Here is a 14,789-nt window from a genome sequence, read left to right as displayed (position 1 = left end):
CTCAGGCCCCGGATGCGCTGTTGACCATGGACAGCGCGGCGCGTTCCATGTAGTCCCAGAGTGTTGTTTCATACAGCGGGGGCAGCTCAAGTGCATCAACGGCAGCCCGCATATGGAACAGCCAGCGGTCCTTCGCTTCCGGCGTGACCTGGAACGGCATGTGGCGCATCCGCAGCCGGGGGTGGCCGCGTTCCTCGCCGTACGTTGTGGGGCCGCCCCAGTACTGCTCCAGGAACATAAGGAACCGCCGTTTTGCCGGGGCCAGATCCTCTTCCGGATACATGGGCCGCAGCAACGGATCCGTTGCCACGCCGTCGTAGAAAACGTCGATGAGCCGCACGAATGTCTCGTGGCCTCCCACGGCATTGTAGAAGTTGTCCGTGTACCCGGGCTGGCTGAACGGATCGTTCTGCATCAGCTGGCGCGGCTGCTGCGGTTCGGCAGGTGTGGTCATGTAGCTATTCTCCGGCCTTTTGCTCAGACTTTTTGTTGTCGGCGGTGTGCCCGGCCCCAGCCTCGTCAGTGCCGGCGTCGGGGGCGTCAGGCAGCGGGACATAATTGCCCTGCGAACGGTTTCCAACGCGAAGGATCTCGCCGTTGCGGAGGTACCAGATGGCACCGTCCTCGGAACGGACCCGGGTAATGCGCAGGCCCATGGACTCAACAACGCCCACCACCTCGCTGGTCTCGATGACATCACCGATCCCGTACTGGTCCTCAATGGTGATAAAAATGCCGGCCAGGAAATCGCGGATGAGCTGCTGGGCACCAAAACCGATGGCCACACCCAGGATTCCTACGCTGGTCAGCAGCGGTGCAATGTTGATGTCGAGGTTCTGCAGCACGTACATGATGGTGATCACGGCCACCAGGACCCCCACGATGCTGTTCAGCAGGGAGCCGATGGTTTCCGCTCGCTGTACACGGCGTTCGTGGTCCAGCGCCCGGAGTGCCGGTGCCACCCACTTGAAGTGCGGCTTCTTGAACAGGTTGCTGCCGGAGGCCACCCGCCTGCTGATCCGGGAGATGAGAAAGGTTGCCACCAGCCAGACGGCAACACCGATGCCAAGGCTGATGACGATGCCCGGAACGCTGATTCCATCGGATTGGGAGTTAAGGGGTGTGATCGACAACGTGCTGAACATACGTGGGGTTGCTCCTTGGGGATCACCGGCGGCGGCCGGGATAACGTTCGTCGGCTGCGCAGGTTCGCCCAGCGCATAAGACTCTGTCCTCCCTTAACCCTAGCGCCGTAGCTTGTACTCATGCGCATCCTGATCCTGGGCGGAACCGCCTTCCTCTCCGCAGAAGTTGCCCGGCAGGCTGTCGCCGCCGGTCATCAAACAGCATGCTTGGCCCGTGGTTCAGCGGCGGAACCGCCGGAGGGTGTCCGGTGGCTGAAGGCAGACCGTTCACTGGGCGCGAACAGCTACACAGAGGCGGCAGGAGAGTGGGACGCCGTCATAGAAGTGGCACGGGATCCTGCCCTGGCCAGGGAGGCTTTGGCGGCGCTGGCCGGCCGTGCAGCCCACTGGACGTTCGTTTCCAGCTGTTCCGTCTACGCTGACCACTCTGTGCCCTCTGCGGACGAGGACGCGGACCTCCTGCCGCCCCTGCCGGTGGGGACGCCGTCGACGCCGGAGAACTACGGGGAATCGAAGTCGGCCATTGAGCAGGCCACCCTGGAGGCTGCCCCCGGCAAAGCCCACTTTTGCCGGGCCGGGCTGATCAGCGGTCCCGGCGACCCATCCGACAGGTACGGGTACTGGCCGGCCAGGTTCGCCCGGGACAGCCAGGCCGCACTTGTCCCCGACATTGCCGGCCACGCCACTCAAGTCATCGACGTCCGGGACGTTGCCGCGTGGATTCTTGACGCCGCGGGCCGCGGTATTACAGGGCCGCTCAACGCGCTGGGGGAGCAGGTTCCGTTCGGCGAGTATATTGCCGCGTCGCGGAGCCTTGCCGGCCACCAGGGGGAAGTTGTGCCCGCCGCTGAAGACTGGCTGGTGGAACAGGGCGTCGAATATTGGTCGGGACAGGACTCCCTGCCGCTCTGGCTGCCGCCGGGCCATGACGGCTTCTGCACCCGCAGCAATGCGGCCGCGAGAGCGGCCGGCCTCACCCTGCGCCCCTGGCAGGAAACGCTGGAGGACACGCTCGAGGACGAACGCCGTCGGGGGCTGTCCCGCGAACGGAAAGCGGGCCTCACGCCCGCCACGGAAGCACGGCTGGTCAAGGAGCTGCGCGGAGCCCTCTAAGCCCCACCCCAACTGACCCGCAGATAACGCACTCAAACGTCGTTTTGAGTGCGTTACCTGTTACCCAGTTGGGGGAGGGGAGGCAGGAGGTGTCAGGCCGTCAGCGTCACGGGTTCATGGTGCACGGGGAAGTTGACGCTGCGTGCGATGAAGCACACCTGGTTGGCCTCGCGGTGCAGCTCCTCCGCGAGTGCAACATGGGCCGGGTCCGCCAAAGTCACCTGCGGGTGCAAGGTCACCGACTCGAACTGCCCACTGCCGTCCCGGTTCAGCCGCATCATTCCCGTGGCATCGTCCTGGTAATCCGTGACCACCACGCCGTGCCGCACCGCCACATGAAGGAAGGACAGCATGTGGCACTGGGCCAGCGCGGCCAACAGCAGTTGCTCGGGGTTATACCGTGACCTGTCCCCATGGAAGGTGGGGTCGGCGGAGCCCTTCAGGACCGGCAACCCCGGGATCTGGACGTCGTGGTCGCGGGAGTACCCGCGGTAGGAGGACGTGCCGTCTCCCAGGTTGCCGGTCCACCGGACGGTCAGGGAATAGTGGTGTTCACCCAGGCTCATGTGGCCAGTCTAGACACCGGGTCTAGACATCGCCGGGCAGGACATCGGCAGCCCGTGCGCGCAGTGCCCGGGCAACGCCGTCGCGGTTTTCCAGCATCATCCGCCGCAGCGCGGCGCTTTCCGCGGGCAGGGCCGCCAGGAAGCCATCGGTGCGGTCGATGGTCGCCTGGGTGGTCAGCAGCGCCGGATACAGGCCGACGACGATCTGCTGGGCCAGCGCGTGGGTACGGGTAGCAACGATCCCGGGAACGGCCTCGAAGTACTTTTCCGAGTACGGCTCCAGCAGCGAGCGGTCCAAGACGCGGGAGAAGCCGGCAACTGCGGAGTTTTGGAGCGCGTTCGAGAGTTCGCCCTTGACCACGATCGACTCCCAGGCCTCGGCCTTCGCCTCGGGCGTTGGAATGGCTGCCTTGGCCTGGGCCGCGGCGTTCTGTCCGCTGGCGGTGTTGTCCCGTGCCATCTCAGCGTCGATCTGTTCCTGGCCGAAGCGCCCGCCAACCACCAGCGAGGTCAGCAGCTCCCAGCGAAGATCCTGGTCCACCGTCAGCCCGTCCAGGATGAGGGAACCGTCCAGGATGCCCGCCACCTTGTCCAGCTGCGAACTGCTGCGTGACAGCAGGGCAAAGGACTTGATGAACTGCAGCTGCGCGTCGGACCCGCCGGGAACGGAGGACGCCAATTCCCAGAGGCGATCCACGGCGGCCACAATGGTGGCCTCGCGGTGCTTTTCGGCAACATAGAAATTCAGTGTGGTGGCAAGCTGGCGCAGCTGCACCAGGATCACGGAGGAATCCGACTCGGCGGCCACGTTGGCCAGGATCAGCTCCACATAAAGCCGCGCCGGCGTCTCCCCGTCGCGGGCGGCGTCCCAGGCCGAGTTCCACACGAGCGTCCGGGGCAGGCTGGCGCTGAAATCCTTCAGGTGGGCTGTGGCGGTAGCCAGCGAGCGTTCATCCAGCCGGACCTTTGCATACGCGAGGTCGTCGTCATTGACCAGGATCAGGTCAGGCTGCGCCATGCCGGCCAGGGCGGGAACCTCCGTCCGCTCGCCGTCGACGTCAAGTTCCTCCCGGTGGACGCGTTCGAGCTTGCCGGCGCTGTTGAGGTTGTAGAAACCCACCGCCAGCCGGTGCGGACGGATGGTGGGCCAGTCCGTGACAGCGGACTGGAGGATGGCGAAGGAGGTGAGCTTTCCCTCTCCGTCCACGTCAAGTTCCGGTTTGAGGGTATTGACGCCGGCCGTCTCCAGCCACAGCCGTCCCCAGAGGTCCAGGTCGCGGCCGCTGGCCTTCTCCAGTTCCACCATCAGGTCGCTGAGTTCGGTGTTCCGCCAGGCGTGCTTGGCGAAGTACTCGCGGACACCGGCCATAAATTGCTCCGGCCCCACCCAGGCCACAAGTTGGCGGAGCACCGAAGCGCCCTTGGCATAGGTGATGCCGTCGAAATTGACTTCCACATCCTGCAGGTCGTTGATCTCGGCAAAGATGGGGTGCGTGGTCGGCAGCTGGTCCTGGCGGTAGGCCCAGCTCTTCTCCACGGAGGCAAACGTTGTCCAGGCGCTCGTGAAGGACGTGTTCTCCACTGCCGCGAGGTGGGACATGTATTCGGCAAAGGATTCGTTCAGCCACAGGTCGTTCCACCAACGCATGGTCACGAGGTCCCCGAACCACATGTGGGCGAGCTCGTGGAGCACGGTGATGGCGCGCCGTTCGATCTGCGCTCCGGTGACTTTGCTCCGGAACACATAGCCTTCCAGGATGGTCACGGCGCCTGCGTTTTCCATGGCGCCGGCATTAAACTCCGGCACAAACAGCTGGTCATACTTTTCGAACGGATAGGGGCAGCCGAACTGGGCTTCGAAGAATTCGAACCCCTGCCGGGTCAGTTCAAAGATGTTGTCCGCATCGAGGTACTGCATCAGGGACTTCCGGGCGAAGATGCCCAGCGGAATGACCCGCCCATCCGAACTGGCCACTTCACTGCGGACCGACTGGTACGGTCCCGCGATCAGGGCCGTCACGTATGAGGACAACCTCGGCGTGGCAGCGAACTTCCAGACCGAGCGGGCTCCGCCGTCGTCTCCGGGAGTGGTCACCTGGGCGGCCGGTGTGGGGGAGTTGGAGATGAGGTCCCAATGCGACGGCGCGGTGACCGTGAAGGCGAACGTGGCCTTGAGGTCCGGCTGCTCAAAAACTGCGAACATCCGCCGCGAATCCGGCACCTCAAACTGGGTGTACAGGTAGACCTCGTTGTCTACGGGATCCACAAAGCGGTGCAGGCCCTCACCGGTGTTCATGTACGGGGCGTCGGCCACCACCGTCAGCTCGTTCTCGGCGGCGAGGCCGGTCAGCTGGATGCGAATCCCGTCCGACACGGTCTCCGGGTCCAGGCTGCGGCCGTTGAGGGTCACGCTGTGCACGGCATGCGTGACGGCGTCGATAAATGTGGAGGATTCCGGCCGGGCCGTGAATCTTACTGTGGTGGTGCTCCCAAAGACCTTTTCGCCTTTGGTCAGGTCCAGGCTGACATCGTAGGACTCAACGGCGATCAGTTCGGCGCGCTCACGGGCTTCGGCGCGCGTCAGGTTCATACCTGGCAAGTGGTGCCTCCAGAAGGGGTTGCGGTTGCCGGCGTGCAAGGGCCTGCGCCGACACTGTGAAGTCATTCTTTCAGTTCTTGCCGTGTTGGCAAGTTGTCCGGATCACACCCGATGCGCCTGCCGGCGGTTTTCGGGACGATGCACAGGAGGCAGCAGGAGTAGCGTTAACGCATGGGAAAGTTCAGGGACGCGGTAGATGCAAAAGCGCTGCGGTTCGCCGTGGGTTTCCCCCTGGTACTGGCCGCCGCGTTCGTATTTTGCGCGTTCCTGCTGCGCCCCGACCTCCCGGACCCGCTGGCCATCAGCTGGAATGCCGACGGCGGCGCCTCCTTCGCGCCGTTCAGCGCCTATGCGGCTGGCAGCGCGGTGATCATTGTGGCCGTGGGCTGGCTGGTCCTTTTCCAGGCGGTGCCGGTCTCCCGGCCTGCCGTGCTGCGCAGGGTGATGATGGGCGGCGGGCTGTTCCTGAGCCTCTTTGCCGCAAGTATCCTGGCTGCCGGGCTGGTGGGGCAGACCGGCCTGGCCGACGCACGGGAGTCCCGCCTGGACCTCACGGTGCTCGCGCTCGGCAGCGGCGCCGCACTGTGGCTCGGCGTGATCATGGGCTTTGTGTTCAAGGTGGACAGGCAGTGGACGCCGGAGGACGACCAGGCCTTTGAACTTGCCGTCGCCCGCGAACTGGATCCGGATCTGACCCGGGATTCCATCCGTCTGTGGGTACACGCCCGCAGCTCAGTCTTCGTCATGATCGCCGTGGCAAGCGTCTTCCCGGCGGCGCTCATCGCGATCGTGCTGCCCTGGGTGGGGGTGCTGCTGGTGGCCCTGGCCCTTGTTGGCGCCGGTTTCCTGTTCGCCAGGGTCAAGGCGGACCGGAGCGGACTGCGGGTCCTCGTCGCAGGTGTTGTGCCCGTCATGGAAGTACCGGCCAAGGAAATTTCCCAGGCCAGCGCCTCGGAGGTGCGGGCAGCCGACTACGGCGGATGGGGCTACCGCCACCACAGCGGCACCGAGGCGATGCTGGTCAGCAGCGGTCCCGCCGTCGTCCTGCGCACCACAGACGGACACAATATGGCTGTCAGCGGCGGCAGTCCGGCGTCGGCGGCCAGGCTCGCCGAAGTCCTCACCCGCGTAGCAGCCAGGGCGCACGGCGGCGGTGCGCCGGGTGCAGCGGCCGGCGGCCCTGGTCCGGCTCCCGGTACTGGCTGACGCGGAGCCTCACAGGACGCCGGAGTCCTAGTATTCTTGTCCGTGTTGATCTGATCCCGGCCCGGTTCCAGCCCGGCTGACCCCAGTGCTTATAACGAACGGATACTGTCGTGACTTCTTCCCCTGCCTTCCCGCGGGTCCACATCGCCACCGACCACGCAGGAATGGAACTCAGCGCCCACCTGGTCAGGCACCTCACGTCCAAGGGGTATGACGTGGTGGACCACGGGCCCAAGGTCTATGACGCCCAGGATGACTACCCGTCCTTCTGCATCAACGCCGCGCTCGCGGTGGTGGCCGACCAGAAAGCAGGCGTCCATGCCCTGGGCATCGTCCTGGGCGGCTCGGGCAACGGGGAGCAGATCGCCGCCAACAAAGTCAAGGGAGTACGGGCTGCGCTGGCGTGGAACCACTCCACCGCCACCCTGGCCCGCGAGCACAATGACGCCAACGTGGTGGCAGTGGGCGGCCGCCAGCACACGGTGGAGGAAGCCACGGAACTGATCGAAGCCTTCCTGGCCGAGCCTTTCAGCAACGACGAACGCCACATCCGCAGGATCGGCAAGATCGCCGCGTACGAAGCCACCGGCGAGGTCATCGAGTAGTGCCCGAAGGCCATTCCGTCCGCCGGCTGGCCCGCCAGTTTGCCGACGTCTTCTGCGGTGAGCGCCTGGCCGTCAGCAGCCCGCAGGGACGCTTTGCCGCCGGCGCGGCGTTGCTGGACGGGCACACCTTGACGGATTCCCGGGCCCACGGCAAGCACCTTTTCCTGCATTTTGACCACGCAAGGGTGCTGCATGTGCATCTCGGACTGTACGGCGCCTGGGACTTCGGCGGCGACCCCAGCTTCCGGGGTGCCTCCAGCATCGGCGCCCCCCGGAAAGTGGGGGAGCGGGAGATATTCGACGACGGCGGCCCGGCCGAGTACACCGGCCCGCCGGATCCCCGTGGTGCTGTGCGCGTCCGCCTGGTCAGCGCCCACGGCTGGGCGGACCTGCGCGGCGCAACCACATGCGCCGCCATCACCGAGGGTGATGCGGCCACGGTTCTGGCCAGGCTGGGACCCGATCCGCTGCGGAACCTGCCGGCGGACCGAGGGCGCTTTGTAGCTGGTCTTCAGTCCCGCAAGGCGCCCATCGCAGGACTGCTGATGGATCAGAAGGTGATTGCCGGCGTCGGAAATGTCTACCGGGCAGAAGTGCTGTTCCGCCAGCGCCTTAATCCGTGGCGGGCGGGCAATGAGCTGTCCGTCCTGGCTGCGGGACAGCTATGGGATGACACTGCGGCGGTGATGTCCGACGGCGTACGTGACGGGCGGATCATCACCACGCCTGCGCTCTACTGGGGAGACGGTGACGGCCTGCCTGCAGGCGATGCAGCGCACTACGTTTACAAGCGCCAAGGGCGGCCGTGCAGGGTCTGCGGCGAGCCGATTGCGCTCGCTGAGCTGGCTGGCCGCAAGCTTTATTGGTGCCCCGGCTGCCAGCAGGCCTAGGCGGAGTTGCTCCGGAACGCCGGTTCAACGGAATCCACGGCGTAGGCTTTGGTGGCCGATCGGAGCAGCGGACGACGCAGCCGCAGGTGGTACGGTCCATCCCGGAACGTAGCCCGGGGGTCCAGTTGGACTGTCAGGCGTGGTTCGCCGTGAACGGCGTCCAGCCGCACCACCATGCCGTCCCGCCGCCCGTCCACGAACAGCATGGTGGCAGGCTCCACAGCTGTGTTCCGGAGGACTTCCTGATACTCCACACCGGCCGCCAGGAAGAGAATTCCATGGGCAACGCCGATAACCCTCAGCGGGATCGTGGCATCAGGCGGCAGGGCTTCCGCGAGGAGCGGGGGCGGCAGCCTGTCCGCCCGCGCAGACGGCACTCCGCGTGTCTTCCTGGGCCGATCGCAGTCCGTGCACGGAGTCCTCGCCCCGATGTCCGCCAACAGCGTCACCAGCAGCCCCCTGGGTGCGTGGTCCCATTTGTCGGCCACGGCCTGGCACCAGTCCGTATGGTAAGTGGTTCCTTGCTTCATCACAAAGGCCTGGTCAGGGCCGAGGACCGGCACCCCGTTGTGCCGTGAGGCCGGCTCCACAGGCTTGGGCTCGCCCAGGCCCCCCGCGCCTGAACCGGCGGGGTTGATCCTGAAGTACTTCTGGATCAAGGAATTGGGTTGCCTCTTTGGTTTTGGCACGGAATTGCCTGGCCTTTCTGTCCGGCGAAGTGCGTTACGTGCGTCCCCCTCCACAAGCCCCCTCATGAGCTTGCTGGCTTTTCCCTCCGGTTGCTAATCGTGACTTTCCGCGGTGCACTCCCTGCCATGCACGCCAAAACGACGAAGGGCCCCTCGGTGAGGGGCCCTTCGTTTTCGTCCTTGCGCTTTCGCCCTTGGACGAATATCTGCTGAACGAATATCTGCTGGAGGGGACGACGGGAATCGAACCCGCGTAATCAGTTTGGAAGACTGAGGCTTTACCATTAAGCTACGTCCCCGGGGGAACTGCAGTTCCAGTCTAGCTTTTTGCTGCTTTTCCTGGTGTCTGCGTTTCTTCCGGGCTGGCTGTTCAAGCCGGATACAACTAAACCTAATTCATACCCCAAGTGTCAAATGTGCAAACACGGCCGGTATGACCGTAGACTTGCCTGTGCACTTACGGGGTGTAGCTCAGCTTGGCTAGAGCGCCTGCTTTGGGAGCAGGAAGTCGCAGGTTCAAATCCTGTCACCCCGACTCTGCGGCCCGGACCACACGGCCTGGACAAAACATTGCGTTTGCAGAATCCATCCAACAAACCCAGGAGTACTTAGACCGTGAAGAGCGCTGTCGAGAACCTCACCCCCACGCGGGTCAAGCTCAATGTTGAGGTCCCCTTTGAGGAATTGAAGCCCAGCATCGACGAGGCATACAAGACTGTTGCTTCGCAGATCCAGGTCCCTGGCTTCCGTAAGGGCAAGGTCCCCTCCAAGCTGATCGATCAGCGCGTTGGCCGCGGCTACGTCCTGGAGACCGCCATCAATGAAGGCCTCAACGGCTGGTACCAGGCCGCGGTACAGGAATCAGGCATCCGCCCGCTGAGCCGTCCCGAGGTTGAGATCACCGAAGTACCGGACCCCACGTCCACCGACGGCGAGCTGAAGTTCCACGCCGAGGTTGACGTCCGCCCCGAGATCGAGCTGCCTGACTACGCCGGCATCAAGGTTGAGGTTGCGGCGGCAGAGTCTTCTGACGAAGACGTTGACAAGGCACTGGATGAACTGCGTGGCCGCTTTGGCACCCTCAAGTCCGTAGACCGCCCTGCGGCCGACGGCGACTTCCTCACCATCGACATCACTGCCACGGTTGACGGTGCAGAGGTTGACTCGGCTTCCGGCCTGTCCTACCAGGTAGGCGCCGGCACCATGCTCGAAGGCCTGGACGAAGCCGTCACCGGCCTCAGCGCCGACGAGGACGCCATCTTCGACACCACCCTGGTGGGCGGCGAGCACGCTGGTGAAGCCGCACAGGTCAAGGTTGTCCTGAAGGCCGTCAAGGAGCGCGAGCTTCCTGAGGCCGACGACGACTTCGCGCAGCTGGCATCGGAATTCGATACCCTCGCCGAACTCCGCGAGGACCTGGCCAAGCAGGCCGCTGACTCCAAGATTGTTGAGCAGGGCGTCGAGGCACGTGACAAGGTCCTGGACAAGCTCGTTGAGCTGGTTGAGGTTCCGGTTCCGGACTCCGTCGTCGAAGAGCAGCTCGAGGCCCACTTCAAGGAGGGCAACGACCACGGTGAAGGCGAGCACGACACAGAGGAGCACCGCGAAGAGGTCAAGGCCAACACGGCCCGCGCTTTCCAGAACGAAATCATCCTTGACGCCATTGCTGAGAAGGAAGAAGTCAACGTCAGCCAGAATGAGCTGATCGACTACATCGTCTCCACTGCCAGCCAGTACGGCATGGACCCGAACCAGTTCGCGCAGATCATCGACCAGAGCGGCCAGGTCCCCATGATGGTCTCTGAGGTCCGCCGCCGCAAGGCGCTGGCCGTGGTCCTGGGCCAGGCAACTGTCACCGACACCGACGGCAAGACCGTTGACCTCAGCGACTTCGTCCGCCCCGGCGGCGAAGAAGAGGCTCCCGTGGTGGAGGCTGAGGACGCCGGTGTCTCCGACGAAGAGGCAAAGACCGAAACTGTAGCCAACGACGATCCCGCTGCCGTGAAGTTCTAGCACGCACCGGCATTGCCATTGCACCAGCCCCTGGACCCTGCGGTCCGGGGGCTGCCTGCTTTAACCGCCCCGCTTCATCGGCTGCGCCGGGATCGTGCGCCGTCAGCGAACAGCGCGATTCCGGCGAACAAATCGACCCCCAAAACGGTTAGTGTCCAAGTAGTGAAGTTCAGTGATGTCACCGTCACCAGCGAGAGGTAAGTACACATGTCACAGCACCCCGAGGCCCCACGGATGGCCACTGTCGATCCGGCAACCCAGGATAACTACATCTACAACCGCCTCCTCAAGGAACGGATCATCTGGCTCGGCTCCGAGGTGCGCGATGACAACGCAAACGCCATCTGCTCCCAGCTGCTGCTCCTGTCCGCCGAGAATCCGGAAAAGGACATTTACCTCTACATCAACTCTCCCGGCGGTTCCGTCACGGCAGGCATGGCCATCTATGACACCATGCAGTTCATCCCCAACGACGTCGTGACAGTGGCCACCGGGCTTGCCGCATCCATGGGCCAGTTCCTGCTCTCCTCCGGTACCAAGGGAAAGCGCTATGCCACTCCCAACGCCCGCGTCCTGATGCACCAGCCCTCCGGCGGCATCGGCGGCACCGCGTCGGACATCAAGATCCAGGCTGAACTGATCCTCCACATGAAAAAGGTCATGGCGGACCTTACCGCCGAGCAGACCGGCCAGACCGTGGAGACCATCCTCAAGGACAACGACCGTGACAAGTGGTTCACGGCCACCGAGGCCCTCGAATACGGCTTCTTCGACAAGATTGCGGCCCACGCCGGATCCGTTTCCGGCGGCGGCGGAACCGCCAACGGATCATCAGGTGAATCGGCATCCGAGAAATAACCCGGCACTTTCGAAAACTCAGATCAGGAGCAACAAAATGACCTACAACTTCGGATCGACTGCCGGTAACCTTCCGACCAGCCGCTACGTACTTCCCCAGTTCGAGGAACGCACGCCCTACGGCTTCAAGCGCCAGGACCCCTACACCAAGCTCTTCGAGGACCGCATCATTTTCCTCGGTGTCCAGGTGGACGATGCCTCCGCTGACGACGTCATGGCCCAGTTGCTGGTCCTGGAATCCACGGACCCGGACCGAGACATCACCCTCTACATCAATTCGCCGGGCGGTTCCTTCACCGCAATGACGGCGATTTACGACACCATGCAGTACATCCGCCCCGAGATCCAGACGGTCTGCCTGGGCCAGGCTGCCAGTGCTGCGGCGGTCCTCCTCGCGGCGGGCACGCCGGGCAAGCGGCTGGCCCTTCCGAACGCACGGGTCCTCATCCACCAGCCTGCACTCTCCGGCGGCCAGGGCGGCCAGGCGTCAGACCTGGAGATCCAGGCTGCGGAAGTCATGCGGATGCGTTCCTGGCTTGAGGACACCCTGGCGCACCACTCGGGCCGGACCTCCGAGCAGGTCAACAACGACATCGAGCGCGACAAGATCCTGACGGCAGAGGAGGCCATGAACTACGGCCTGATTGACCAGGTGCTTGACTCACGCAAGATCAAGCCGCAGGCGATTACCAGGTAATCACCTCTTCGTGCCGGTGCGGCCCACTTCATTTAGGCCGCACCGGCCTTCGCTTTCCACCCTTGGTGCCCAAAGTGACTTAGAGTGGATGTTGTCATGGCGGTCCTCCCAGGCGGTCTTGATTCCAGCAACGGTGCAAAGCTGCCTGGCAGCAAGATACTAAGGGGTTCACATATGGCTCGGATTGGCGAGAGCACGGATCTGCTGAAGTGTTCTTTCTGCGGAAAGAGCCAGAAGCAGGTGCGGAAGCTCATTGCCGGGCCCGGTGTCTACATCTGCGATGAATGCATTGAACTCTGCAACGAGATCATTGAGGAAGAACTCGCGGAAGTCGCCGATCTGGGAAGTTTTGAACTGCCCAAGCCCCGCGAGATCTTCGACTTCCTGCAGGAATACGTCATTGGCCAGGAACCTGCCAAGCGCTCCCTCGCCGTCGCCGTTTACAACCATTACAAAAGGATCCAGGCAGGCCACGCCCCGAAGAGCGGCAGCCTCGCCGACGGCGGCCACCACGACGACGTCGAAATCGCCAAATCAAACATCCTCCTGATCGGCCCCACAGGCTGCGGCAAGACGTATCTGGCGCAGACGCTTGCCCGCCGGCTCAACGTGCCGTTCGCGGTGGCCGACGCCACAGCCCTGACCGAGGCCGGCTATGTGGGCGAGGATGTGGAGAACATCCTGCTCAAGCTCATCCAGGCCGCGGATTACGACGTCAAAAAAGCCGAACAAGGCATCATCTACATCGATGAGATCGACAAGATTTCCCGGAAGAGCGAAAACCCGTCCATCACCCGGGACGTTTCCGGGGAAGGCGTCCAGCAGGCGCTACTGAAGATCCTCGAAGGCACCGTCGCCTCGGTACCGCCGCAGGGCGGCCGGAAGCATCCGCACCAGGAATTCATCCAGATCGACACCACCAATGTCCTGTTCATCGTGGCGGGGGCCTTCGCAGGCCTGGAAGAGATCATCGGATCCCGCTCCGGGCGGAAGGGCATCGGTTTCGGAGCCCCGCTCAACGATGCCAGCAACAAGGTGGACTCCTACGGTGAAGTCATGCCGGAGGACCTGCTGAAATTCGGGCTCATTCCCGAGTTCATCGGCCGGCTGCCAGTGATCACCACGGTATCCAGCCTGGACCGCGAGGCCCTCATCCAGATCCTCTCCACACCCAAGAACGCCCTGGTCAAGCAATACCAGAAGATGTTTCAGATCGACGGCGTGGAACTGCTTTTCGACGACGACGCCCTGGACTCCATCGCCGATCAGGCCCTTGAGCGCGGTACCGGTGCCCGTGGCCTGCGTGCCATCATGGAGGAAGTCCTGCTGCCGGTCATGTTCGATCTCCCGAGCCGTGAGGACGTCGCCAGCGTCGTCATCACCGCTGACGTGGTGCTCAGCAAGGCTGAGCCCACCATGATTCCGCATGAAACGAAGCGCCGTAAATCAGCCTGACCTGGCCGCGGCGAGTTCCAGCGGTCGCCCTGACGTCCATCCCGCATCTCCACTGTGTCCCGTCCGCGTCCCCGGAGGAAATTACCCATGACTGAAACTGCCACCAACCAGGCTGACTTCTGGTTCGATCCAATCTGTCCCTTCGCCTGGATTACGTCCCGCTGGATCGGCGAAGTGGAAGAAGTGCGCGACATCAGGACCGTCTGGCATGTCATGAGCCTTGCTGTCCTTAACGAAGGCCGCGAGCTGGACCCCGGGTACCGTGAAGCCATGGACAAGGCCTGGGGACCGGTTCGGGTCATCATCGCGGCGAAGGAGCAGCACGGCGATCACGTCGTCAAAGCACTTTACGACGCCATGGGCACCCAGATCCATGAGGGCGGCGAGAAGGATTACGGCATCGTCATCAGCAAGGCGCTGGCTGAATGCGGCCTTCCTGCCGGGCTGGCCGAGGCTGCCACGACAGATGCCTTCGATGCCCAGCTCCGGGCCAGCCACGAAGAGGGCATCTCGCTGGTGGGCCAGGATGTTGGCACTCCGGTGGTGGCCTTCAACGGCACTGCCTTCTTCGGGCCGGTCCTGACCCGCATCCCGCGCGGGGAGCAAGCCGGCGGGCTATGGGACGCCACCGTTGCCCTGGCCTCCTACCCGCATTTCTTTGAGATCAAGCGCAGCCGCACCGAGCGCCCCCAGTTCGACTGAAGTCCCGCCTGGGAGCGGTTTAGCACTGGCAGGAGCCCCGGCAGAATTACTCTCATGTAGTTCTGCCGGGGCTCTTGCGCATGCACATGCACGGGACCAGAATGGGTCTTACCCACTTCGAAAGAAGAGGGACGCAAGAACCAAAGATTCAGTGATATGTATCCGACGCAGCCATCGGCAAAGCCGGATACAAGCTACCAGTGACGAGGTAGGAAGACCTGAAGATCTGAGGATCTTGCCAGACCATCAAA

14 protein-coding genes and 2 tRNA genes are annotated in these 14,789 nt (G+C 63.7%); 10 read left to right on the top strand and 6 right to left on the bottom strand.

The window, feature by feature from the left end; translation table 11 throughout:
• Position 1: 1 nt before the first annotated feature.
• Entirely contained in the window at positions 2 to 454 is a 453-nt protein-coding gene (locus F8G81_RS14375) for a globin (protein ID WP_323809190.1), read from the bottom strand.
• A 4-nt stretch (positions 455 to 458) separates the two neighbouring features.
• On the bottom strand, positions 459 to 1,145 hold the full coding sequence (locus F8G81_RS14370) for a mechanosensitive ion channel family protein (protein WP_267275388.1): 687 nt from the start codon (positions 1,143 to 1,145) through the stop codon (positions 459 to 461).
• A gap of 120 nt (positions 1,146 to 1,265) precedes the next feature.
• Between F8G81_RS14370 and F8G81_RS14365 the strand changes: the two genes are divergently transcribed.
• Positions 1,266 to 2,258 (top strand): epimerase, encoded by a 993-nt coding sequence (locus F8G81_RS14365; RefSeq protein WP_267275387.1) that lies wholly within the window; start codon positions 1,266 to 1,268, stop codon positions 2,256 to 2,258.
• A 92-nt stretch (positions 2,259 to 2,350) separates the two neighbouring features.
• Here F8G81_RS14365 and F8G81_RS14360 read toward each other — a convergent pair whose 3' ends face one another.
• On the bottom strand, positions 2,351 to 2,824 hold the full coding sequence (locus tag F8G81_RS14360; RefSeq protein WP_267275386.1) for an OsmC family protein: 474 nt from the start codon (positions 2,822 to 2,824) through the stop codon (positions 2,351 to 2,353).
• A gap of 22 nt (positions 2,825 to 2,846) precedes the next feature.
• Positions 2,847 to 5,414, bottom strand: coding sequence for an aminopeptidase N (gene pepN / locus F8G81_RS14355; protein WP_267279231.1), 2,568 nt, complete (start codon positions 5,412 to 5,414; stop codon positions 2,847 to 2,849).
• A 180-nt stretch (positions 5,415 to 5,594) separates the two neighbouring features.
• On the opposite strand from pepN, the gene F8G81_RS14350 reads away from it, so the two are divergent.
• The 3 genes from F8G81_RS14350 to F8G81_RS14340 all read left to right on the top strand — a co-directional run bounded on the left by F8G81_RS14350 (position 5,595) and on the right by F8G81_RS14340 (position 8,124).
• Positions 5,595 to 6,629 carry a hypothetical protein gene (locus tag F8G81_RS14350; protein WP_267275385.1) on the top strand — a complete coding sequence of 345 codons (1,035 nt, stop codon included), beginning with the start codon at positions 5,595 to 5,597 and terminating at the stop codon, positions 6,627 to 6,629.
• A gap of 110 nt (positions 6,630 to 6,739) precedes the next feature.
• The gene (locus F8G81_RS14345) at positions 6,740 to 7,234 is read left to right on the top strand and encodes a ribose-5-phosphate isomerase (protein ID WP_267275384.1); all 495 of its coding nucleotides are present in this window, start codon (positions 6,740 to 6,742) and stop codon (positions 7,232 to 7,234) included.
• Entirely contained in the window at positions 7,234 to 8,124 is an 891-nt protein-coding gene (locus F8G81_RS14340) for an Fpg/Nei family DNA glycosylase (protein ID WP_267275383.1), read from the top strand. Before F8G81_RS14345 ends, F8G81_RS14340 begins: the two co-directional genes overlap by 1 nt.
• Here F8G81_RS14340 and F8G81_RS14335 read toward each other — a convergent pair.
• Together F8G81_RS14335 and F8G81_RS14330 are read right to left on the bottom strand one after the other, a co-directional pair.
• Positions 8,121 to 8,813 carry a hypothetical protein gene (locus F8G81_RS14335; RefSeq protein ID WP_267275382.1) on the bottom strand — a complete coding sequence of 231 codons (693 nt, stop codon included), beginning with the start codon at positions 8,811 to 8,813 and terminating at the stop codon, positions 8,121 to 8,123. The two genes, F8G81_RS14340 and F8G81_RS14335, sit on opposite strands and share 4 nt — an antisense overlap.
• Positions 8,814 to 9,038: 225 nt before the next feature.
• A tRNA-Gly gene (locus tag F8G81_RS14330) sits at positions 9,039 to 9,112 on the bottom strand.
• 161 nt (positions 9,113 to 9,273) lie between these two features.
• Between F8G81_RS14330 and F8G81_RS14325 the strand changes: the two genes are divergently transcribed.
• The 6 genes from F8G81_RS14325 to F8G81_RS14300 all read left to right on the top strand — a co-directional run bounded on the left by F8G81_RS14325 (position 9,274) and on the right by F8G81_RS14300 (position 14,538).
• Positions 9,274 to 9,348, top strand: a tRNA-Pro gene (locus F8G81_RS14325).
• An 80-nt stretch (positions 9,349 to 9,428) separates the two neighbouring features.
• Entirely contained in the window at positions 9,429 to 10,826 is a 1,398-nt protein-coding gene (gene tig / locus F8G81_RS14320; RefSeq protein WP_267275381.1) for a trigger factor, read from the top strand.
• A 234-nt stretch (positions 10,827 to 11,060) separates the two neighbouring features.
• Entirely contained in the window at positions 11,061 to 11,684 is a 624-nt protein-coding gene (locus F8G81_RS14315; RefSeq protein WP_267279230.1) for an ATP-dependent Clp protease proteolytic subunit, read from the top strand.
• A gap of 37 nt (positions 11,685 to 11,721) precedes the next feature.
• Positions 11,722 to 12,381 carry an ATP-dependent Clp protease proteolytic subunit gene (locus F8G81_RS14310; protein WP_267275380.1) on the top strand — a complete coding sequence of 220 codons (660 nt, stop codon included), beginning with the start codon at positions 11,722 to 11,724 and terminating at the stop codon, positions 12,379 to 12,381.
• Positions 12,382 to 12,555: 174 nt separating this feature from the next.
• Complete coding sequence (gene clpX, locus F8G81_RS14305; RefSeq protein ID WP_267275379.1) at positions 12,556 to 13,836, top strand: ATP-dependent Clp protease ATP-binding subunit ClpX; 1,281 nt, start codon at positions 12,556 to 12,558, stop codon at positions 13,834 to 13,836.
• A gap of 87 nt (positions 13,837 to 13,923) precedes the next feature.
• Positions 13,924 to 14,538, top strand: coding sequence for a DsbA family protein (locus F8G81_RS14300; RefSeq protein WP_267275378.1), 615 nt, complete (start codon positions 13,924 to 13,926; stop codon positions 14,536 to 14,538).
• Positions 14,539 to 14,789: the final 251 nt, after the last annotated feature.

It is taken from the genome of Arthrobacter sp. CDRTa11, assembly GCF_026427775.1.
Classification (GTDB): Bacteria; Actinomycetota; Actinomycetes; order Actinomycetales; family Micrococcaceae; genus Arthrobacter.
Note: the sequence above shows the minus strand (reverse complement) of the source record. Positions and strands in the feature narration are given on the sequence as shown.